At 36.7% G+C, this 20,233-nt stretch carries 19 protein-coding genes; 9 read left to right on the forward strand and 10 right to left on the reverse strand.

Annotated features, from left to right (window positions below; translation table 11 throughout):
- Positions 1-242: 242 nt before the first annotated feature.
- On the reverse strand, positions 243-1,523 hold the full coding sequence (locus B4F31_RS06210; RefSeq protein WP_286760901.1) for a metal-dependent hydrolase family protein: 1,281 nt from the start codon (positions 1,521-1,523) through the stop codon (positions 243-245).
- A 9-nt stretch (positions 1,524-1,532) separates the two neighbouring features.
- Positions 1,533-2,666 carry a DegT/DnrJ/EryC1/StrS family aminotransferase gene (locus B4F31_RS06215; RefSeq protein WP_093302792.1) on the reverse strand — a complete coding sequence of 378 codons (1,134 nt, stop codon included), beginning with the start codon at positions 2,664-2,666 and terminating at the stop codon, positions 1,533-1,535.
- A 189-nt stretch (positions 2,667-2,855) separates the two neighbouring features.
- On the opposite strand from B4F31_RS06215, the gene B4F31_RS06220 reads away from it, so the two are divergent.
- The 4 genes from B4F31_RS06220 (at position 2,856) to B4F31_RS06235 (ending at position 5,030) form a co-directional block, all read left to right on the forward strand.
- Positions 2,856-4,103: a 3-deoxy-D-manno-octulosonic acid transferase gene (locus B4F31_RS06220; RefSeq protein ID WP_286760902.1), complete on the forward strand. Its 1,248-nt coding sequence runs from the start codon at positions 2,856-2,858 to the stop codon at positions 4,101-4,103.
- A 72-nt stretch (positions 4,104-4,175) separates the two neighbouring features.
- Entirely contained in the window at positions 4,176-4,409 is a 234-nt protein-coding gene (locus B4F31_RS06225) for a hypothetical protein (protein ID WP_208222810.1), read from the forward strand.
- Positions 4,410-4,538: 129 nt separating this feature from the next.
- Positions 4,539-4,838 carry a hypothetical protein gene (locus B4F31_RS06230; protein WP_208222811.1) on the forward strand — a complete coding sequence of 100 codons (300 nt, stop codon included), beginning with the start codon at positions 4,539-4,541 and terminating at the stop codon, positions 4,836-4,838.
- A gap of 30 nt (positions 4,839-4,868) precedes the next feature.
- Positions 4,869-5,030, forward strand: coding sequence for a Vmc-like lipoprotein signal peptide domain-containing protein (locus B4F31_RS06235; protein ID WP_177195648.1), 162 nt, complete (start codon positions 4,869-4,871; stop codon positions 5,028-5,030).
- Positions 5,031-5,093: 63 nt separating this feature from the next.
- Here B4F31_RS06235 and B4F31_RS06240 read toward each other — a convergent pair whose 3' ends face one another.
- The 4 genes from B4F31_RS06240 to B4F31_RS06255 form a co-directional block, all read right to left on the reverse strand.
- Entirely contained in the window at positions 5,094-5,867 is a 774-nt protein-coding gene (locus B4F31_RS06240; protein ID WP_075324850.1) for an XRE family transcriptional regulator, read from the reverse strand.
- Positions 5,868-5,945: 78 nt separating this feature from the next.
- Positions 5,946-6,323 (reverse strand): response regulator, encoded by a 378-nt coding sequence (locus B4F31_RS06245; RefSeq protein ID WP_093302781.1) that lies wholly within the window; start codon positions 6,321-6,323, stop codon positions 5,946-5,948.
- Between the two features lie 9 nt (positions 6,324-6,332).
- Complete coding sequence (locus tag B4F31_RS06250) at positions 6,333-8,984, reverse strand: PAS domain S-box protein (RefSeq protein ID WP_286760903.1); 2,652 nt, start codon at positions 8,982-8,984, stop codon at positions 6,333-6,335.
- Positions 8,985-9,178: 194 nt separating this feature from the next.
- Positions 9,179-9,925 carry an SDR family NAD(P)-dependent oxidoreductase gene (locus tag B4F31_RS06255; protein ID WP_075324853.1) on the reverse strand — a complete coding sequence of 249 codons (747 nt, stop codon included), beginning with the start codon at positions 9,923-9,925 and terminating at the stop codon, positions 9,179-9,181.
- A gap of 111 nt (positions 9,926-10,036) precedes the next feature.
- Between B4F31_RS06255 and B4F31_RS06260 the strand changes: the two genes are divergently transcribed.
- Positions 10,037-10,714: a M15 family metallopeptidase gene (locus B4F31_RS06260; RefSeq protein ID WP_093302776.1), complete on the forward strand. Its 678-nt coding sequence runs from the start codon at positions 10,037-10,039 to the stop codon at positions 10,712-10,714.
- A gap of 24 nt (positions 10,715-10,738) precedes the next feature.
- On the opposite strand, the gene B4F31_RS06265 is transcribed toward B4F31_RS06260, so the two are convergent.
- Positions 10,739-11,197 (reverse strand): response regulator, encoded by a 459-nt coding sequence (locus tag B4F31_RS06265; RefSeq protein WP_286760904.1) that lies wholly within the window; start codon positions 11,195-11,197, stop codon positions 10,739-10,741.
- Between the two features lie 186 nt (positions 11,198-11,383).
- Between B4F31_RS06265 and B4F31_RS06270 the strand changes: the two genes are divergently transcribed.
- Positions 11,384-11,782 (forward strand): hypothetical protein, encoded by a 399-nt coding sequence (locus tag B4F31_RS06270; protein ID WP_075324856.1) that lies wholly within the window; start codon positions 11,384-11,386, stop codon positions 11,780-11,782.
- Between the two features lie 105 nt (positions 11,783-11,887).
- Here the strand turns inward: B4F31_RS06270 and B4F31_RS06275 are convergent, their stop codons facing one another.
- Positions 11,888-14,341 (reverse strand): zinc-dependent metalloprotease, encoded by a 2,454-nt coding sequence (locus B4F31_RS06275; protein ID WP_286760905.1) that lies wholly within the window; start codon positions 14,339-14,341, stop codon positions 11,888-11,890.
- A gap of 188 nt (positions 14,342-14,529) precedes the next feature.
- Positions 14,530-15,291 (reverse strand): sterol desaturase family protein, encoded by a 762-nt coding sequence (locus B4F31_RS06280; RefSeq protein ID WP_075324858.1) that lies wholly within the window; start codon positions 15,289-15,291, stop codon positions 14,530-14,532.
- 155 nt (positions 15,292-15,446) lie between these two features.
- Between B4F31_RS06280 and B4F31_RS06285 the strand changes: the two genes are divergently transcribed.
- Positions 15,447-17,213: a mechanosensitive ion channel family protein gene (locus tag B4F31_RS06285; RefSeq protein ID WP_093302768.1), complete on the forward strand. Its 1,767-nt coding sequence runs from the start codon at positions 15,447-15,449 to the stop codon at positions 17,211-17,213.
- Between the two features lie 138 nt (positions 17,214-17,351).
- Here B4F31_RS06285 and B4F31_RS18130 read toward each other — a convergent pair whose 3' ends face one another.
- Positions 17,352-17,762: a group II intron maturase-specific domain-containing protein gene (locus tag B4F31_RS18130; RefSeq protein ID WP_414706132.1), complete on the reverse strand. Its 411-nt coding sequence runs from the start codon at positions 17,760-17,762 to the stop codon at positions 17,352-17,354.
- Positions 17,763-18,023: 261 nt separating this feature from the next.
- On the opposite strand from B4F31_RS18130, the gene B4F31_RS06290 reads away from it, so the two are divergent.
- Positions 18,024-18,287: a helix-turn-helix domain-containing protein gene (locus B4F31_RS06290; RefSeq protein ID WP_093302765.1), complete on the forward strand. Its 264-nt coding sequence runs from the start codon at positions 18,024-18,026 to the stop codon at positions 18,285-18,287.
- 5 nt (positions 18,288-18,292) lie between these two features.
- Positions 18,293-19,555: a type II toxin-antitoxin system HipA family toxin gene (locus B4F31_RS06295; RefSeq protein WP_286760906.1), complete on the forward strand. Its 1,263-nt coding sequence runs from the start codon at positions 18,293-18,295 to the stop codon at positions 19,553-19,555.
- Positions 19,556-20,233: the final 678 nt, after the last annotated feature.

Genomic DNA, 20,233 nt, shown 5'->3' on the forward strand with positions numbered 1-20,233 from the left:
GACTGAAAAATCAGAATTAAAGTAGGCTTTCTGAATAACAATCTTTCGTCAAGCTGAACGCGTTTCAGCTTCTAATACGTTAGATCCTGAAATAAATTCAGCGTGACGGTAGAAACTTGGATTCCAAGAGACAGAAGAAATTCCTGAAAGTAAAAAATCCTGAAGTTGTGAACTTCAGGATTTTTTATTTCTATCTGTTTACAGAAAAAACTTCACAACTCCGCTGGAAGTGATAAAGGAATTTATTTTTTATAAATCTTTCCTTCTTTCATTACGAATTTCACTTCTTTTAAAGTCTCAATATTTTCGGTTGGATCTTCGTCTACTGCAATAATATCGGCATAAAAGCCTTCGGCAATCTGACCAATTTCATCCTCCATTTTTAAAATTTTAGCTGCCGTAATTGTAGCACTTTGAATTGCTTCTATTGCCGGCATTCCGGCTTCTGTCATATAAACAAACTCCCGCGCATTTTCACCGTGCTTAAAAACTCCGGCATCAGTACCAAAAACAATACCTACTCCCCTTTTATAGGCGCGCGCAAACATATCCTGAATTTGAGGTCCAATTTCCTTTGCCTTTGGTACTACAAGCTCAGGATAGTAATTTTCAATTTCGGCATTTTGAGTCACCTCTTTCCCGGCTGTAATTGTTGGTACCAGGTAAGCATCGTGTTCTTTCATTAAATCCATTGTTTCTTTGCTCATCTTTGTACCATGCTCAATGGTTTTTACACCGGCTCTAATGGCGCGCTGCATCCCCTCATCGCCGTGAGCGTGCGCTGCCACGTGAAAATCATAATCATTTGCAGTTTCTACGATTGCTCTTATTTCGTCTTCGGTAAACTGCGGATTAGAACTGCTTTTAGCTACACTTAGAACTCCGCCGGTAGCTGTAATTTTAATTAAATCGGCACCATTTTTATAACGTTGCCGAACTGCTTTTGCAGCATCTTCAGGACCGTTAACCACACCCTCCTTTGGCCCGGGGTCTCCGGTTAATTCCTTATTCATTCCGTTGCTTGGATCGGCGTGACCTCCTGTAGTTGCTAAAGATTTTCCGGCGGTAAAAATTCTAGGACCGTCAATTTTTCCTTTATTTATAGCATCGCGAAGGGCAATATTTACCCCGCTTCCGCCTAATTCCCTAACTGTAGTAAAACCGGCCAATAGCGTGGTTTTAGCAAAACCAACCGAGTTAAATGCCGCATCTTCTGGATCGTTTATAAAACGCTCCATATATTTTTGCGGATTTGTTTCACTTTCCAGATGCACATGCATATCGGTTAGCCCCGGAAGCACGGTTTTATCACGTAGATCTATTAGTGAATCATTTTCACTTTCCGGATTTACAAATCCGTTTTCTATACTTTTAATCCTTTTTTCAGAAACAATTATTGTTTTTTCAGTTAGTACTTTTCCTGATTTTGTATCTACCAATTTCCCGGCCTGTATGTAGAAATCCTGTGCCTGAAGCCCTGCAGATAAGAATATTCCGAAGCAAAAAATTAAAAGTTTTTTCATATTAAAAATTTAAGTGTCTAAAAAATTCTTGATGGTAGCGGTAATATACTCAATTTGTTCATCATCCAATTCGGTATGCATTGGTAAGGAAAGTACTTCCTGAACCAATTGATTGGTCACCGGGAAATCGGCTTCATTATATCTTGAATCTGTGTAGGCTTTTTGCTTATGTAGGGGAATTGGATAATAAATTCCGAATGGAATTCCCTTCTCCTGCAGGTGCTTTGCCAGGGCATCACGTTTTCCGTTTTTAATTTTCAAGGTATATTGGTGATAAACGTGAGTATCTTCTTTGTCTAGTAGTACCGGTGTAATTATATCTTCCTGGCCTTTAAAAGCTTCAGAATATTTATTGGCAGATTTTCTTCTGGCTTCATTATACGAATCTAATTTTGGAAGTTTGGCTCGTAAAACTGCCGCCTGCAAACTATCTAACCGGGAATTAACTCCCACTACATCGTGATGATAACGCTCGTACATACCGTGATTTACAATTCCTCGAATAGTGTGCGCCAAATCATCATCATTGGTAAAAATAGCACCACCGTCACCGTAACACCCTAAATTTTTAGAAGGAAAAAAAGAAGTAGCACCAATATGGCCAATTGCACCAGTTTTTTGAGTTTCGCCGTTTTTAAAATGATAATTTCCTCCAATGGCCTGTGCATTATCTTCAATTACATAAAGATTGTGCTCTTTGGCAATTTCCATAATCGCATCCATATTGGCAGCCTGACCAAAAAGATGAACAGGAACAATGGCCTTGGTTTTTGGCGTGATTGCCTTTTTTATGGCTTCGGGGTCTATATTAAAACTATCGGGTTCAACATCTACAAGCACAGGGGTTAACTGAAGAAGCGCTATCACCTCAACGGTAGCCGCAAAAGTGAAATCGGCAGTAATTACTTCGTCTCCCGGTTTTAGATCAAGACCCATCATCGCTATCTGTAGAGCATCGGTCCCATTGGCACAGGGAATTACGTGCTTAACCTGGAGATATTCTTCTAAATCTTTTTGAAATTGCTGAACTTCAGGACCATTAATAAATGCCGCATTTTCTATAACTTCCTGAAAAGAAGAATTTACCTGATCTTTTATTCCATCATATTGACCTTTAAGGTCAACCATCTGTATCTTTCTCATCTATCTATATTTTTTCTTCCCAATTTAAATTAGCAGGGACTAATGATTCTGTTCATTTACTGCCATTATTTGGGACCCGCATAATGCCGGTTTCATGTGTTTTTTTAGAGTCACGAAAATACGAAATAAGCTCCCTATTGCCAATCAATTTTAATTAAAGGCCTATTTTCGCATAAGAAACAAGTTATTTTGAAGTCACTTTACAACTTAGCTACGAAAATTGCCGGAAAAGCATTACCGCTGGTAGGCAGGTTTAATCATAAACTCAAATTGTTTACCGAGGGCAGAAAATCGGTTTTTGATAAATTAGAGGCTGAAATAGATCCTGCTTCTCAATACTTATGGTTTCATGCAGCTTCCCTGGGCGAATTTGAACAGGCTTTGCCCATTATTGAAGAGGTAAAAAAGGAATTTCCCAAGTATAAAGTATTGATTACTTTTTTTTCTCCTTCGGGTTACGAAAACAAGAAAAACCATCCGCTGGCAGATGTAATTACCTATCTGCCGCTGGACACCCCGGGCAACGCAAATCGATTTCTTGAGCTAGTTAAGCCAAAAATTGCATTTTTTATTAAATATGAGATCTGGCCAAATTTCTTAACCGAATTGGATAACCGAAATATTAAAAGTTTATTGGTTTCGGGAGCTTTTAGAGAAAACCAAATATATTTTAAACCTTATGGCGGACTTATGCGGAAAGCCCTCTCAAGATTTGATCATTTTTTTGTGCAAAATGAAGCTTCAGTAGAATTACTTAAATCTATTGGTTTTAATAATATTACCCTAAGCGGTGACACGCGATTTGATCGCGTATCAAGGCAAATACAATATGATAATAAGCTCGATTTTGCCGAAGAATTTATAAATAATGAAATCTGTCTCGTTGCTGGAAGTACCTGGCCTGAAGACGAAGAAATCTTGCTTCCATTTATCAATAAAACCTCAGCAGAAATAAAGATAATAATCGCACCTCACGAGATTAAGGAAGAAAAAATAAAGGTGCTGGAGCAAAAAATTAAGAAGAGAACTATTCGATATTCAAAAAAGGAGAACCACGACCTGGCAAATTTTGAGGTATTAATTTTAGACACCATAGGTTTATTGGGCAAGGTTTACAGTTATGCCAGTATTGCGTATGTAGGCGGCGCTGCGGGAACTTCGGGACTTCATAATATTTTAGAACCCGCAACCTTCGGAATTCCTGTTATTATAGGGAAGAATTATAAAAACTTCCCGGAAGCTATTCGGTTACGGCAGCTTGCCGGTTTATTTTCAGTAGAAAATTCTTCAGAATTTAACGAGGTATTAGTAAAGTTAGTTGCTAATAAAGACTACAGAGAAAAAACCGGAATGATTGCCGGCCACTTTATTAATAGTAATACCGGGGCTACCCAAACCGTAATTAATTACCTAAAGCGCTTACCCGGGTTTAGCTAAAGTTTCCTAAAAAATAAATACAGCTAACATTTATATTGTAATTTCGACATATAAATTAATAAACTAAACATTATGAAACGAGTACTTATTACTGGAGTAATTTTACTGTTTACCGCTGTGAGCTTTACCTCCTGCCGTGAAACTACAGAAAAAGAAACCGTGGTTAGGGAAGTTGAAGTTGAAAAAGAGGAAACAGCAGAGCCTGAAGAAGAACGTAAAGGAATCCTGGAACGTGCCGGCGAAAAAGTAGACGGCAAGGTAAATGAAGAAATAGACGAAGAATTAGATAAAATTGACGATAATTAAACAAAAGCAATAAAACAGACCTAAAGGAAGTGTTTTCGTGATTTTTTATGAAAATTTTAATATTGTTTCTGTTAAAATACACTTTTACATTTCTAATTTTGCTTTAACAAACTAGAAACAACCAAATTTATGAAACGATCAATTTTAATGCTCGCTATGTTTTTTACCCTTAGTACAGCTTTTACTTCCTGCCGTGAGGTTAATGAAGAAGAGAACGAAATGGAAATGGAGGGTGAAGAAATGGAAAGAGAGATGGAAGGCGAAATGCACGATATGGAGGATGATATGGATCATGTTGGAAACGACATTGAAGACGCCGCCAACGATGCCGGAGACGCTGTAGAAAATGCGGCCAACGAAACCGGTGAAGCAGTGGAAGATGCTGCCAACGAAGTTGAGGATGAAGTTGAAGGTAACGACGACTATTAATTCTATTAATAATTAACTAAACTTAGAACTATGAAAAAATTAATTTTAATGCTCGCTATTACCTTTAGTACCGCTGCGGTTTTTACTTCTTGTAGAGAAGAAAAATCTGGTGTGGAACAAGCTGCAGACGATGTTGAAGACGCTGCAGAAGACGTAGGAGATGAAGTAGAAGATGCTACAGACGACATGTAGGATCTAACAAATTAACCAACCAAAGAGAAAATCCTTTTTGATTAAATTCAAAAAGGATTTTTTTTATGCTTGCTTTTTAAACGATTTTAGTTCCCGTTTAAGATCTTCCATAGATTGCTTTAATTCTCTAAACAGTCCGCTTTCTGAAGGGTTGTCTAAATTAAAGGTAAGTTTAGAATTTACCTGCCAGAGTTCCTGTACTTCATTAATATTTACTTCTATAGGAAGATATTCTTCATTTAATGAAATTAAAAGGATTTTAGAAGCATCGGGCAGTTTTTGAAGTTTTTTAACCAGCACAGAATCCTGTAAAACCACCACATAAATTTTATTATTACTCGCCTGGTCTAAATCTGGTACCGCTTTGGCCAAAACCCATTCTTTGGGATAATAGTTGGGCAACATACTATCTCCTTCAATTTGAAACCCACGATAGGTGGCGTTTCTAAATTCCGGCAGGGGAATATCAAATGCTGGTAATTGCTGGTACCATTCTACATCCTGAACGTTATGAGGATAACCGGCAGCCGCTTTTTGGTTTACCATTACCATATTTTCATTATCTGAAGAATCTACGGTAACAACCTTAGGGCTCACATCGCCTTTGCTTAACTGTAAATACTTTTGACCACTCTGCCCAAATAGCCATAGAGGGTTTATTCCAAACTGACTTAAAAGCTCGGCGACCACTTTTCCAGAAAGTTTGGTACGCCCGCGTTCAATATCGGCTGTTGAGTTTTTTATCCCTAAAAGCTCGGCAAATTCAGATTGGGTAAAGTTATTTTCTTCCCTTACTTCTTTAAAATGTTTGATGTCTATAGATGGAGGCTGGCCCATAATTTCTAATGTTTAGGAATTTATCCAATATTAATCAAATTTATTGGATAAATTCCATATCTACAAAAGAAATGTATTCTATTCTTTTTGTGCGCCAAGTATTTTTTCTATCTTTTCGGTAAGGTCTTCTACTTCAAAAGGTTTTGCAATAAAATCGTTAGCGCCTGCATCTTTACATTTTGGACCGGCATCGTGCAAGGCCGACATCATAAGAACAGGAGTTTTTTCAATCTCGGAATTTTTTCTTATTCCGGCGCAAACATCGGTGCCATCAACGCCAGAAATTAACATATCTAAAAGTACGATATCTATATTTTCCCGCTGGATTAATTCTTCAGCCAATAATGGCTTTTCGGTTACAATTACTTCATAACCGTAAAATTCCAGTAATGTTTTTAACATTTCACCAATTCCCGAATCATCATCTACAACCAGAATCTTTGTATTTTTCTGCATATTTATATATTAAGAGGTAATTTGCGCAGCATCCAGAATGAATGAAAATTCTGAACCTTCGCCTAATTTGCTTTTCACTTCTATTTCTCCATTATGTCTTTCCATAATTTCATTCGCCAAATATAATCCTATACCAAAACCTGAATAAGTCTCTTCACTTTTAACCCCCACTCTATAAAATCTTTTAAAGATTTTTTTATGGTTTTCGGTACTAATTCCAATACCGTAATCTTTTATAATTACTTTTATTTTATCGCTGGCTTTCTTTACGATCTTTACGTTAATATTGAGGCTGCCAGGTGAATATTTTATGGCATTTATTATTAAATTAATAATTACCTGCCCAATACGATCCCTATCTGCCACTACCATAGCCTGCACTTCACTTTCCAGGTCTATTTTATGCTGTGTATTGGTATAATTTATATCCTGAATAGTCTCGGCAACCAGTTCATTTAAATTGAATTCTTCCTTCTTTAATTCCAACTGATTTTCCCGTATTCTGGAAAGATCCAGTATTTCTGAAATTAATCTTGTTAATCTTGAAACCTGGTGATTTATACGTTCTAAGGAAGGTTTTAATGGTAGGTTAGAAGCTTCTGCTTCCCCCTGTTTTTTAAGTAAGCTTAATAATAATTGTACATAACCTTTTATAGAGGTAACCGGGGTTTTTAACTCGTGACTAACCATTTTAAGGAATTCTTCTTTACGTTTTTCCTCTTCCTTAATTTTATCGATTTCGGTATTTGCGGCAATCCACATTTTTATGGAGCCATCGTCTTCCTTAACCGCTTCACACCTGCTTAGATGCCAAATATATTTTCCTTCTTTATTTTTTAAACGCAGTTGCATTTCAAGATCGCAGCCGGTGTCAAGGCAATTTTCCCAGGCTTCTAAATACGTTTGTTTTTCATCGGGATGAATAAATTCTACCCAGCCAATTTTCTTAAGGTTTTCACTCGCCTGCCCTGTAAAATCTAACCAGTTTTTATTAAAATAAATATCATTTCCACGGGCATCGGTTTTTGAAACCATTCCCGGCATTAAATCGGCCATTTGCCTAAAATGAAATTCACTTTCCTTTAATAGCATTTTAGACTTCACAGATTCGGTTACATCTATTGCCATATTTAAAATCCCGTAGATCTCCCCGTTTTTATCCCGCAATGGTTTGTAAGTAAAATTGTAAAAACCGGTTTGCATTTCACCATCTATAAGAAGATCTACTTTATCTTCTTTTCCCCAATAGGTTTCGCCGGTTCTATAAACATTTCTAAGTAATTCTAAAAAAGGTTGTCCGTCTAACTCGGGAAGAGCCTGGGCTAAGCGCTTTCCTATAACCGAAGTATCTTTTCCCCAAAGTTTAAGCATGGCATCGTTAGCCAGCTCAATATTCATGTCTATCCCGGTATAAATAGCGGTTGCTACCGTAGCTTCTTTTACAATTCCCTGCATGCGGTGTTCTTTTTCCCGCACCAGGTTTTCTTTTATTTTTTCGTCGTGCACATCTATTACCGTACCTATCATCCCCTCATATTCCCCGTTCGCGTCAAACCTGGGGCTTCCTTTATCCATAACCCAACGGTAATCCCCTTTTGCACTTTGAAGCCTAAAGGTAGAGCTGTATGGTTTTCTTTCTTTTTGCGCTTCAAGAAAACTCGTTTTAGCTCCATCATAATCTTCAGGATGAATTGTTTCCAACCAACCAAAAACCTTTGCAGCTTCCACTTTTTGACCAGTATAGGAATACCAATTTTTATTTAAAAAGGTACTTTCTCCTTGATCATTGGTAATCCAAATAATTGCAGGAACGGCATCAATAACTTCTTTTAACCGGTCTTCATTTTCTTCAATCTTTTTACGAGCCAGGACCTGCTCGGTCACATCAATAGCATGGACAAAAACACCATCTATTTTACCTTTTTTATTCCGGGTGGGTTCATAAACAAAATTGAGAAATGAATTTTTAAATTCCCCCTTTTTGTCCTGAAGATTAATAGCAAGCTCGTTACCAATATATGGTTCGCCTGTTGAGTAAACGGTATCTAAAAGATCTATAAAACCTTGATTCCCTACCTCTGGCAGGGCTTCCTTTACCGTTTTCCCTATAATATTCCTGTTACCAATTAATTTAAGATAATTTTCATTTGCTACCTCAAAAGTATGCTCGGGCCCTCTAAGAATACAAATTGCAGCTGGCGCATTAGAAAGAATATTGTCTACAATTCTATTAAAAACTTTTTCCTGACGGGATAACCTGCCAATTGATTTAAGCCTTTTAAAATTTATAAGAATTAACGGGTTTGTAGCTGGCAGTGAAAGTAAAGAAGCATTTACAGAGAATTTCTTTTTTGTATTTTCGGAAAAATGTAGCGCTACAATTCTATCAGAAATAGATTTCTCTCCATTTTGAAGCTCTTTCAGAATTTCTCTAAATTCAGCAGTATCTAATTGTTTCTGATTAAAATTAAAAACTGAAACCCCTTCCTCTTTTTCACTAATTTTAAATTTTTTCTCAAAATTAGCGTTGTATGCCACTACATTTTGGTTTACAGTCAATACCAATAGTGGTTCTCTAACGGTTTTAAGTAATCCGCTGGCATAATTTTTAAGATTGGCTAATTCCTCTTTAGGAAGTTTAGAGGTGTCAGATTCTACCATAAATATTATCTAAATCTTCAGTTTAAATGTGCTAAATTAAAGCCACTAAATTACTATTTTAAAACAGCAATTTCCTTTTCTATTTCTTATGAAAATCATAAAGTTATAGCTCATAAAAAGGAGAAACAAACTTCAATAAAAAAACCGACGAAAATAATTTTTCATCGGTTCTTAAGCAATTAATTTAAAAAGAATTATTGCGCTAAATACCCACCATCAATAGGATAGTAAGCGCCAGTAGCAAAAGACGACTTCTCGCTTGCCAGCCATAAAAATAACTGGGCTACTTCATCTGCCTCTCCCAATCTCCCAATTGGATGTGCATTTACCAACTGCGATAACAAATCTTTATCTAAATCTTTTAACATTGGGGTATTTATAAACGCAGGGCCAACAGAATTTACCCTTATAGCTTTGGCAGAATATTCCAGGGCTGCAGATTTTGTTAAACCTACCACCCCGTGTTTTGCCGCAACATATGCTGCCGAATTCGCAAAACCTACGCTTCCCAAAATAGAAGCCACATTTATAATTGAACCTTTACCATTTTTAAGCATTTCTGGAATTTGATATCTCATCCCGTAGAAAACGCCCGAAAGATTAATAGCAATCACCTTATCCCAGCCTTCAACCGGATATTCGCCCACGGGGTGTTGTGGCCCTCCCACTCCCGCATTATTCACTGCAATATCTAATTTACCGAATTTCTTTACTGCCTGAATAACACTGTTTTCAGAGTCCTGGGCTTTAGAAATATCTGCCTTAAAAAATACAGCTTCTCCACCATCCTCATTAATTTTCTTCGCCAGTTTCTCTCCTTTTTCAATATCTATATCGGTTAGAAAAACCCGGGCACCTTCTTTTGCAAAAAGCAAAGCTGTACTTTCTCCAATTCCCGACGCTGCTCCAGTTATGAGCGCTACTTTACCTTTTAATTCCATGGCTTGATTATTTAAATTAAACAGCTTAAAATTAGCCTTTTAAATACCAAAATAATATGAGGAATATCAGGGAATAATATTTTAAGTAACTTGGCTTAAAATTGAATACAAATGAAAAGCTTAACCTACCTTTTATTAATTTTAATTAGTTTTAATTTCGTCACGGCCCAGGATAAAAAGCTACCGGAAGGCTTTATTTACCTCAAAGAGAAAATACCTGATATTAAGCTTGACATTCGATATGCCGGAAGTAATAATTTTATCGGAAAACCGGTAAACGCCTACCAAAAGCCGGTAGCCATTTTAACCGAAGCGGCTGCAACTGCACTGCAAAAAGCTCAAAAAGATTTAATGGCAGAAGGTTATTGTTTCAAAATATTTGATGCATACCGTCCGCAAACAGCGGTTAACCATTTCATTGAATGGGCTAGAATTCCTGCAGACACGCTTACCAAACAAAAATTCTATCCAAATGTTGCCAAAAAAGACCTGTTTCAGCTAGGTTACATCGCTACTAAATCGGGGCATTCCCGAGGCAGCACTGTAGATCTTACTATTATTAATATCCAAACCGGAGAGGAGTTAGATATGGGAAGTGGTTATGATTTCTTCGGAGATATTTCTCACCACAACACAAATAAAATCACTAAAGAACAAAGAGCTAACCGTTCGTTATTGAAGCGAATAATGATTAAAAATGGCTTTAGGCCCTATCCCGAAGAGTGGTGGCATTATACCTTGAGAAATGAACCATATCCTGAAACTTATTTCGATTTTCCGGTACAATAGATTTTTAGGTGATTAAGTCTTAAGTTAAATCGCATGAGGTCTTTCACCTTCTTCTAATTCTTCCTTAAATTCAAAATTAAAGGTGTTTCTTAAAACCTCCTGGTCTAAAATTTCGGAAAGCTCCTGAGTATCTAAAAATTTATCATAGTAACCAATAACCCTACTGTATTTTAAAGCTCGATTTTGGTCTGGTTCATACATAGAAGCACTTAGTATAACTACATAAATAGAATTTTTATATTTAAAATCTTCAAGAAAATCCAAAACATCCCAGCCATTTACCCGTGGCATATTTAGATCTAAAAAAATAAGTTTTAAATGCTCTGAGTTTGCAGTTTGTTTTAGGTGATCTATTAATTCGCCACCCTGCCAGAAGCCTTTTATTGGGCAATTCACTAATTTCTTTAAACTTCTTAATTCTAACTTTAAAATAAGTGAATTGTCTTCGGCTAGTAAAATTTCATACCTGGGGGGCTTCTGCATATGCTCGCTTTTGGAGCTAAAGTTTATAGGTAACTTTAACGCCATAAAGATACGCTGTAAAGCTTCCTTCGCAATAAGAAAAATGCAATATTTATGAGGTTAACCAAAGAAAAATAATTGGTAATCCTATAAAATTAAAATTCATTATGAAATTTTAGTATTTTCACTAAAATTTTTGTTGGATCAATGAAGATAAAATTAGACGAGGAGAACAGGCAGCTAAAAATTGATGATAATATCAAAATCACCTATTGGATGCTAAAATTCGTGATGTTTACAAATATATTTCAAATGTTACTCCGGGTTTTTAAAACTCCGGTAGCCAACTGGGATTTTCTCACCTGGCTTTGGATTCCGATTGGTCTCGTGTCGCTTTTTACATTGTATTATTTCACTAATCTTAGCACTAAAGAAGTGATTCCTTTAGATGAAATTCAGCATCCTATTCTAAAAAATTTCTTCGGAAGAAAACGCTTAAGCCTAAAACTTAAAAACGGCAAAGCAAGACATATTCCAACCAATTCGATTAAAGAAATGGAACAAATTCAGAAATTTATAAACTCATCACAGAAAGCAACAACTTAGATTCTAAAATGATCCCGAAGCGTCGGGACAGAATATTGAGCAAAAAATAAAACCCCGAAAAACGTTTACGCTTTTCGGGGTTTCTATGGATTTTGCTGCTAAAAATTAAGATTCTACATCTAAGGCAGCATCTATCCTGGCGATTAAATCTTCCCAGTGATATTGAGTCAATGAATGATTCACTCCAGATTTTCTACGATTTATCTCACGCTTTAATGTTTGCATTTCACCGCGCATAAGAGGTAAAATATCAGATTTCAATAAAGCTTCGTTATCTTCAGCATTTAATTTTTTAAGATATTCTGAAGCAATATCTACATAAGAACGCTGAAGGTTTCTCCGGTAAGCATCAACCTTATTTCGATTATAAAGTTCGCTGAAAATACCTTTTCGTAAATCGCTCATTAAATTCACCGCGGAATAGGCTTTATCACCATTTACTTCTTCATTGGAGATCATTCTGTTTAAACGATCTTCATCCAGCAAACTACTTAAGGTACGAGTCTGCAAATTCTGCACTCGTTCTATAGCTCCCGAAGCTTCAATTCGGTTTAAAATTTCCTGGTTAAGCAACCAATCTGGTGTTGTGAAAGCCTCTTTAACTAAAAAGTTCACAGCTTCTTCCTGCTTTTCCTTCGGAACATTTTCATAAACCACGCCATCCTGATTAGAGGTTTTACGAGTTTCGTAAACCCCGCCAACATTGGCGACCACGTGAGATACATAACCTCTCCACATATAAGTTAACTCTCTGTACACTTCTTCAAGATCGTCATAACCGTAACCGTCTTTAGAAGTCCACTCAATTAAGTTTGGCACTACTCTTTTAAGATTCGCCAATCCGTATTCACTGGCTTTCACCTGGTCATCTCCCAAACTTTCTCGCTGCGATTGTGGATCTACTCCGCCATAACCATTTCCAAATTCATACCATGGATTTCCAGCTTTTTCTAAAATCCATTCATCTAATTTTTCTTTTTCCGCTTCGGCGGACTCGGCTTCAGGCAAATATCTATAACCCCAGTTGATGGCATATAAATCATAAGGTCCCATCATTCTAATATATCTCACTCCTTCATCTTCCGGTTGCGCAACATAATTTACCCTTGCATAATCCATGATAGATGGCGTTAAACCATATTTCTGGGTAAACTCAGCCGATCTTAACGAATCTGTTGGGTAAGCAGAACTCGCTTTCATATTATGCGGAAGTCCAAGCGCGTGGCCAACTTCGTGAGCAATTACCATACGCATCATTTCTCCGATTTCAGTTTCGGGGGTATTTAAAGTCCTGGCATCTTCGGTTTGCGCTCCGGCTTCAATCATATACCGGTTTCGGTAAGAACGCAAATGGTTATGATACCAAATAATGTCACTTTCAATAATCTCCCCGGTTCGCGGATCGGTTACCGAAGGCCCCACCGCATTCCTGGTAGTACTGGCTACGTAACGCACCACCGAGTAACGCACATCTTCAGGGCTAAACTCGGGATCTTCTTCTTTGGTTGGCGGATCTTTAGCGATAATCGCATTTTTAAATCCTGCTTCTTCAAAAGCCACATTCCAGTCTTCAATTCCCTGTTTAAAATAAGGTCGCCATTTTTCAGGCGTGGCAGGATCTAAATAATAAACTATAGGCTCTTCAGGCTCTACCAGTTCACCACGTTTGTAAGCTTCAATATCTTTAGGCACTAATTCCCAACGGCGAATCAGTTCATAATCATCGGCTTTTAATTCTTCTGAATTATAATCGTATTTATCTATAGTAAACCAGCCCACTCGATGATCTGCAATTCTTGGCTGCATTTTATCGTCTGGCAACAAGATCATAGATTGATTCATCATCATAGAAATAGCCCCAGCCTGGTCGCGTGTTGGCGGCTCTTCAGCCTCGTAAGTCATTACGTGTTTTACCTCTACGTTTTTTGGGTAAGAACTGGCAGACTCTATATAAGACCTGCTCTGGTCCAGTTTCTTTACTTTATAACGTTTCCGAAGAGAAGAAGAAAGTCCATTAATAGCTTGCACCTCGTTTTCAAACAAATCACTTACCTCAATTACCACACTTGTGGAATCTGCGTTATAAGTTTCAATTTCTGAACTAAAGAGGATCGGGAAATAATTATTGGCCTGCACCGATTTGTAAATAGGCGATTCTTCATCGCTCATATTTTCAAAACTAATCACCTTTACATCAATATTTCCTTTTCGTTTCGTCCAGCGCACTACCTGCTCGTTAACTTTAGAACCGGCATTCACATAACCGCCGCCATAACCATCGGGCACACCGGCGATACGGCTTACCAATAGCATATCTTTCTCCAGTAAATCTACAGGAATTTCAAAGTAAAGTTTATCATCTACAAAATGTGTTGTAAAAAGTCCTTCATCAGATTCAGCTTCTGAAGTGATGACTTCATCGTAGGATTTGAGTCTGCTTGTAGATTTTTTTGAAGTGTTTTCAGCCGACTTCTCTTTACTACTAAAAACAGATTTCTCACTTCCGCAGCCAGCTGCAAGTATTGCGGCCAACCCCAGAATAGGTAATTTTCTTATCATGAATTTTTTATTTTGGCTTCAAGATAAGGAAACCTGAGAAAATGTTTGAAATATAGGAAAGGAAGAATTGTTATTTATAAATAAATCAACCGTTGAACTGAACATGTTTCAAATTCTAACAGGACTAAAATACCCATAACTTAGATCCCGAAACAAGTTCAGGATGACGGGGAAAAGTTCTTAGCACCTTATTCCGAAGAAATTTTTGAGTTGCTTTCGGTATTCATCCATCTGTCCCAGAAAGTGAAATAAAGTCCGAAATTAGTTTTAAACTCGGCGTGATGAAAATGATGGTGCGTGGCACCAATAAACATTTTTCCGAAGCGGCTATTCATAAAAGCTTTAGGATAAATTTCAATATCCAAATGATTTATCACGCTGCTAAGCGTCATAAAAATCAAATAAACACCAATCACAATGGGATGAACGGGCAGAAAGAGTAGAATTACCGGAACTACTATAGCTTCTAGCAGCGATTCCCACGGATGAAAGGAAAAAGCCGTCCATGGGCTGGGCACTAAACTATCGTGATGCACTTTATGAATATTCCTAAAAACTTTTGGCTTGTGCATCCAGCGATGCACCCAATAATAATAAGTTTCGTGAAGCAGAGAAAGTAAAATAAAACTGGCTGGTAAATACCATAATCCAAATTTATCTAGCTCCAAATAAATTGCAGTAAAGCCTTTTTGCCAAAGAAAATAGGTAAGCGCGCCAAAAAAGCCAAAAATCACCGATGACCACATGCTCCAGTAAATTTCCTTTTTTAACTGCCCTTTTCTAAAACCGCGTTTACTTAACCTTTTATTGCTGAATTTTTCACTTTTCAGTCTATAATAATACCAGTAGAATATTCCCGCGGAAATTAAATATCTTAGAAAAACCGCGGCAAAAAAGATAAGCACACAAATAAAGAAAAGCCCCGGGTTATTAATTTCGAAGAAAACCATATTAACCGAATGTAGCGAATAAGAGCGTTATTTGGAAATCAACTTTTCAGAAAATATTCTTAAACTTTAAAGAATTTAATTACCCGTAAGGTTTGTAAAACCTTATAATCTTTACAATTTAGTATCTTCGGTTTAACTTAGCCAATTTCCCAGTTATGAAGAGAGAATTCAAGCCTTTTTATGTAAAATTCATATTCTTAATCGCTTTCCTATTCATTAGCAGTATACCTGCTAACGCCCAGTTTCCGTTAGGGAATAGTCAAAATAATGAAGCTGATGCCCAGGAAATTCCTGAAGATATTTTAGGCAGAAGAACCCCACGTGGTACGGTAACTGGGTTTATAAATGCTGTGGCCGGGCAAAATTATAATCGCGCCTCGAGATACCTCAATTTCCCGGGAAATATTACTTCTGAAGAAGAGAAAGAACGGGTGGTCCTGGTTTTGCAACGCCTATTTGACCAAAAGGGAAGTATGCTCCCCTATTATCTAATAAGCGATGATCCCAAGGGAAAAACCGATGATGATTTTGAACCAAAACTGGAGAAAGTAGGAAGTGTAAGCCCTGACGATGAATTGATTGAGATTTTTCTAAAACGGCACGATGATGAAACCGGAAATGGAATCTGGCTTTTTTCAGCTGAAACAGTCGAAGCCATAAGTTCGGTTAGCCTTCAAAATTCGGCTTTTGTAGACCAAATAATTCCGGGATTTCTTAATAAATATCTTTGGGGTGGGGTACCTGCCGGACAATGGATTGTGGCCTTATTACTTATTGGATTAAGTTATCTTATTTCTTTTTTGATTATTTCTTCAATAATTTTTCTATTAAAAAAACTTTGGAAAAGGATTAGAGAAGAACCCATTTCAGGAATAATTACCGCGGTAAAACTTCCCTTAAAATTATATGTAGCCGTCTGGATTTTTGTTGCATTTTCAAGAAACCTGGAACTATCTATTATTTTGCGTCAAAAATTTAGTGCTATCACCATTATAGTTGGTATTGTAGCTGTTCTTATTCTCCTCTGGCGACTATCAGATTTTATAGGAAAATTTAGTCAGGAAAAAATGTTATTACGCGGAAATCCGGCGGGAGTTTCAATAGTATTATTTCTGCAGCGGGCGGCTAAGATCGCAATTGTTATTTTTGGTATAATATTTAGTTTAGGGGCAATTGGCATTGATGTAACTACCGGTTTGGCCGCCCTGGGAATTGGTGGTATTGCTCTTGCCCTGGGAGCTCAAAAAACGATAGAAAATTTTGTGGGAAGTGTGACCCTAATTGCCGACAGGCCCATTCGTGTTGGCGATTTTTGCCGGGTGGGGCAAATCACTGGAACAATTGAAAAGATTGGTATTCGATCTACCAGAATTAGAACTTTAGACCGCACCGTAGTTACCATTCCCAATGGAGCATTTTCATCTGACACGATTGAGAATTATGCCCACAGGGACAGGTTTAGATTTATAAGTGTTTTAAATTTTAGATACGAAACATCGCCAGATCAGCTACGCTATTTACTTACCGAATTGAGAAAAGTGCTTTATGCGCACCCTAAGGTCTATGAAGAACCGGCTAGAATTAGGTTTATTGGTTTTGGAGCCCATTCACTGGATATTGAAATTTTCGCCTATTTGGAAGCTAAGGATTATAATGGATTCCTGGAAATTCGTGAAGATCTCATGCTACGAATGATGGATGTTGTAGACCGTAGTGGTACCGATTTCGCTTTCCCATCGCAAACTATTTACTTCGGAAAAGACCAGGGACTTTCTAAAGAAAAAACTGCTGAAGCAGAAGCCGTAGTTGAAAACCTGAAGAAAGAAAGAGAAATGCCACTTCCGCAATTTACCCGCGAACAAATTGACGCATTAAAAAACAAATCCAGTTACCCACCTGAAGGTTCGAGTACATCTATTTAGAATACTCAGCATTCAAAATCGAGTAGGAAGATAGGGATTATCTTATTAAGATTATTGTTCCCTATCTGTCCTCTCACACCACTCAGCGTACGGATCCGTACTGAGCGGTTCCCTAATTTACGTTCTAACTTTAAGATATTAATCCAGCAGAAAAGGGTAGCCAGCCTTTCTCAGTCTGTGCGTGGTAATGGTCCTTGTGAGGATAAAGCTGTTGGCGATATGCCAGTGACTTCTCCTCGTGTTGGCATATTCCCACGCTTTCCACTTGTTCAAGCCAAGCTTGATAAGCATCTTTTCTTTCGTGCGAATGCGTTTCCATTGTTTCCAGATACACATCCTTAGACGTCGACGATACCAGCGATCTATGTTTCTCAGCAGGCTTTTTATATCTGCCATTTTAAAGTAGTTCATCCAACCTCTAACGTAGTGGTTGAGTGTTTCCTTTCTCTGGTCTTCACCCCATCCATTGTTCCTTGATGTAAGCTGTTTTAACCGCTGTTTCATTTTTCGGATACTTGTTGGATGGGCTCGGAGTCTACTGATACACATCCTGATTTTTATAAATAAGAACAATGATTCTTAGTTTGCGGCTAATGCTGTTAAATAGATCAAATAAAAGAACCACAATCCTATGCGACCTATGCTGTTTTTACTTAACGCTTAACTTCCCGTATACTATAAAAACAGCATAGGATCCGGCGCAAGGTTATGGTAGATATGGGGCAAAAGACAGAATAAACCTAATTACTGGGTTTATTATAATACACATATTAAGATTTTTAGCTATATTTGTTTATTATAACATACATTATGCTCGAACTCGTCACTATAAAGCAAACCAAAGAAGAACTAGGTAAATGGTGCAAACTTCAGAGAGGTCGTTTTGAATTAAGCCAGCAAGAATTGGCTGATCAACTGGGAATATCCCGATATACTATTCAAAAATTTGAAAGTGGTAAAAACTCAACAATTGATACCATTTTAAAAATTGCCCACCATTTCGATGATTTGGAGAAGTTTTATAAAGGTGTAAAAGCTTATAATGAAAAAAATACTAATCGCTCCTTATATTAACCATTATGGCTAAAAATACTATCTTAAATGTAAAGCTATTTGATTATGAGGTTGGAAAGTTAGGTTACGATTTGGATCAACGAAAAAGTTTCTTTCAGTATAATCCTGAATTTTTAGAAACCAATGAATTGCGAAACATTTTTCCATATATCATTAAACGAATAAAACCTGTACAGGTATTCTCTGAATTTGAAGGAAATACTTTTAAAGGTCTTCCTCCGGCCATAGCTGATTCCCTTCCAGATATGTTTGGAAATATCATTTTCAAGGAATGGTTTAAAGCCAATAATAAAGATAAAACTAAACTCACCCCACTGGAGCAGTTAACCTATGTAGCTAATCGTGGTATGGGTGCTTTGGAATATGAACCGGCACAAAATATCCCAAAAACTTCAGCAATTGACCTTGAAGAAATTATTAGTGTATTAAAGCAAGTTATAGATCAAAAAGAGCAAACTTCAGAAAAGAAATTTGATAATCTTGCTTTATTAAATATTTTTAAAATGGGAACCTCTGCTGGTGGAGCCAGGCCTAAACTTTTAATTTCCGAAAACATTGAAACAGGAGAGATTATTCCGGGTGATATCGTTTCCTCTAAAGATTACAAGCATTACCTGGTAAAGCTTTCTCTAAATGAAGATAGTTATAATAAAGAAGTAATAGAATATGCTTACTACAAGGTGGCTACCGCTGCAGGAATAACAATGATGCCTTCTAAACTGATTAACGATAAACATTTCACCACCTTGAGATATGATAGGCAAAATGGAACAAAACAACACGTTTTAACCGCAAGCGGACTGACCGGATGGGACTTTCAAAAACCAGAGAACTCATCTTATGAAAACCTTTTCAAATTAGCTCTGGATTTAAAAGTACCTTACAATGAGATTCAGGAACTTTTTAAGCGAATGGTTTTCAATTTGGTCTTTGCCAATATTGATGACCACTTAAAAAATCATTCCTTTATATATGACAAAAAAACAGACAAATGGAACCTCGCTCCTGCTTACGACCTCACCTACCCATTAAACGTAGACTTTAATTATCATAAAGTGAGTCGTGTACTTTCCTTAAATAATAAGCGAGAGAACATACAGTTACAGGATTTGCTTACGTTAGCAGAAGAATTTTCGATAAAAAATCCAAAAGGCATAATTGAGAAAGTCCAGGAACAGATTTCTAATTGGCCGGTATTCACAAAGGAACTTAATATCCCAGAATACGTAGTAGAAAAAATCTCCAAAGAATTCAAAATCTTATCGTAAAATAGATTTCAAAGATTTTGAATAAAGATGCAATTTTATATACAATTCACACTCAATATTAAATATTGTCATTCCAGTTTCAATCTAATGGCAATTCATTAACTTAAAAAAGCTACTGAAACATCATTATTTATATCACGTATCGCGATGCGCAATATTTAAAATTCAGTTGTTCCGTAATTTATAAACTTCGATAATGAACCTGGAATATATAACTCCAAAAAGAAAAACCAACTAAAAGTATTGAGAAGAAAAATATAGGTTATTTCCAATCATTTTTAAAATCACCCATAAAATATAACTGATCGATAAAATATATTATTTAGTGTTATTCTTCAATATTTATTGTTATTAGTGGTTACTTAATGTTATTTGTGAGTTTTTATAAGTAGTAAAGCAATTTATGTTAGATTGATTCAATAATATCGGAAAAATCTTACAGGAGAAAGTTAAAATAGTGAATCTGATATTTTTTAACATTTTGCGTACAATTTAACGTACAAATACAATTTTCAAAAACAAAAAAGCCTTGAAAATCAAATGATTAACAAGGCTTTAAGTACTCGGGACGGGACTTGAATAAAAACACCTCTTAACCTCTCTTAATACCTAAACTCCTTAATATACAGGCTAAAGTACATATAAGTAGGGTTTTGAAAGTATCATTAGATATCATAA

The organism is Salegentibacter sp. UBA1130 (assembly GCF_002311535.1).
Lineage (GTDB): Bacteria > Bacteroidota > Bacteroidia > Flavobacteriales > Flavobacteriaceae > Salegentibacter > Salegentibacter agarivorans.

Bases quoted from the DNA above. Each gene is read 5' to 3' on its own strand.
- B4F31_RS06255 (WP_075324853.1), bottom strand. From the start codon at position 9,925: ATGGAATTAAAAGGTAAAGTAGCGCTCATAACTGGAGCAGCGTCGGGA.
- B4F31_RS06215 (WP_093302792.1), bottom strand. From the start codon at position 2,666: ATGAGAAAGATACAGATGGTTGACCTTAAAGGTCAATATGATGGAATA.
- B4F31_RS06285 (WP_093302768.1), top strand. From the start codon at position 15,447: ATGAAGAGAGAATTCAAGCCTTTTTATGTAAAATTCATATTCTTAATC.
- B4F31_RS06265 (WP_286760904.1), bottom strand. From the start codon at position 11,197: ATGCAGAAGCCCCCCAGGTATGAAATTTTACTAGCCGAAGACAATTCA.
- B4F31_RS06235 (WP_177195648.1), top strand. From the start codon at position 4,869: ATGAAAAAATTAATTTTAATGCTCGCTATTACCTTTAGTACCGCTGCG.
- B4F31_RS06210 (WP_286760901.1), bottom strand. From the start codon at position 1,523: ATGAAAAAACTTTTAATTTTTTGCTTCGGAATATTCTTATCTGCAGGG.
- B4F31_RS06245 (WP_093302781.1), bottom strand. From the start codon at position 6,323: ATGCAGAAAAATACAAAGATTCTGGTTGTAGATGATGATTCGGGAATT.
- B4F31_RS06250 (WP_286760903.1), bottom strand. From the start codon at position 8,984: ATGGTAGAATCTGACACCTCTAAACTTCCTAAAGAGGAATTAGCCAAT.
- B4F31_RS06225 (WP_208222810.1), top strand. From the start codon at position 4,176: ATGAAACGAGTACTTATTACTGGAGTAATTTTACTGTTTACCGCTGTG.
- B4F31_RS06260 (WP_093302776.1), top strand. From the start codon at position 10,037: ATGAAAAGCTTAACCTACCTTTTATTAATTTTAATTAGTTTTAATTTC.
- B4F31_RS06240 (WP_075324850.1), bottom strand. From the start codon at position 5,867: ATGGGCCAGCCTCCATCTATAGACATCAAACATTTTAAAGAAGTAAGG.
- B4F31_RS06290 (WP_093302765.1), top strand. From the start codon at position 18,024: ATGCTCGAACTCGTCACTATAAAGCAAACCAAAGAAGAACTAGGTAAA.
- B4F31_RS06275 (WP_286760905.1), bottom strand. From the start codon at position 14,341: ATGATAAGAAAATTACCTATTCTGGGGTTGGCCGCAATACTTGCAGCT.
- B4F31_RS06280 (WP_075324858.1), bottom strand. From the start codon at position 15,291: ATGGTTTTCTTCGAAATTAATAACCCGGGGCTTTTCTTTATTTGTGTG.
- B4F31_RS06230 (WP_208222811.1), top strand. From the start codon at position 4,539: ATGAAACGATCAATTTTAATGCTCGCTATGTTTTTTACCCTTAGTACA.
- B4F31_RS06295 (WP_286760906.1), top strand. From the start codon at position 18,293: ATGGCTAAAAATACTATCTTAAATGTAAAGCTATTTGATTATGAGGTT.
- B4F31_RS06270 (WP_075324856.1), top strand. From the start codon at position 11,384: ATGAAGATAAAATTAGACGAGGAGAACAGGCAGCTAAAAATTGATGAT.
- B4F31_RS18130 (WP_414706132.1), bottom strand. From the start codon at position 17,762: ATGTGTATCAGTAGACTCCGAGCCCATCCAACAAGTATCCGAAAAATG.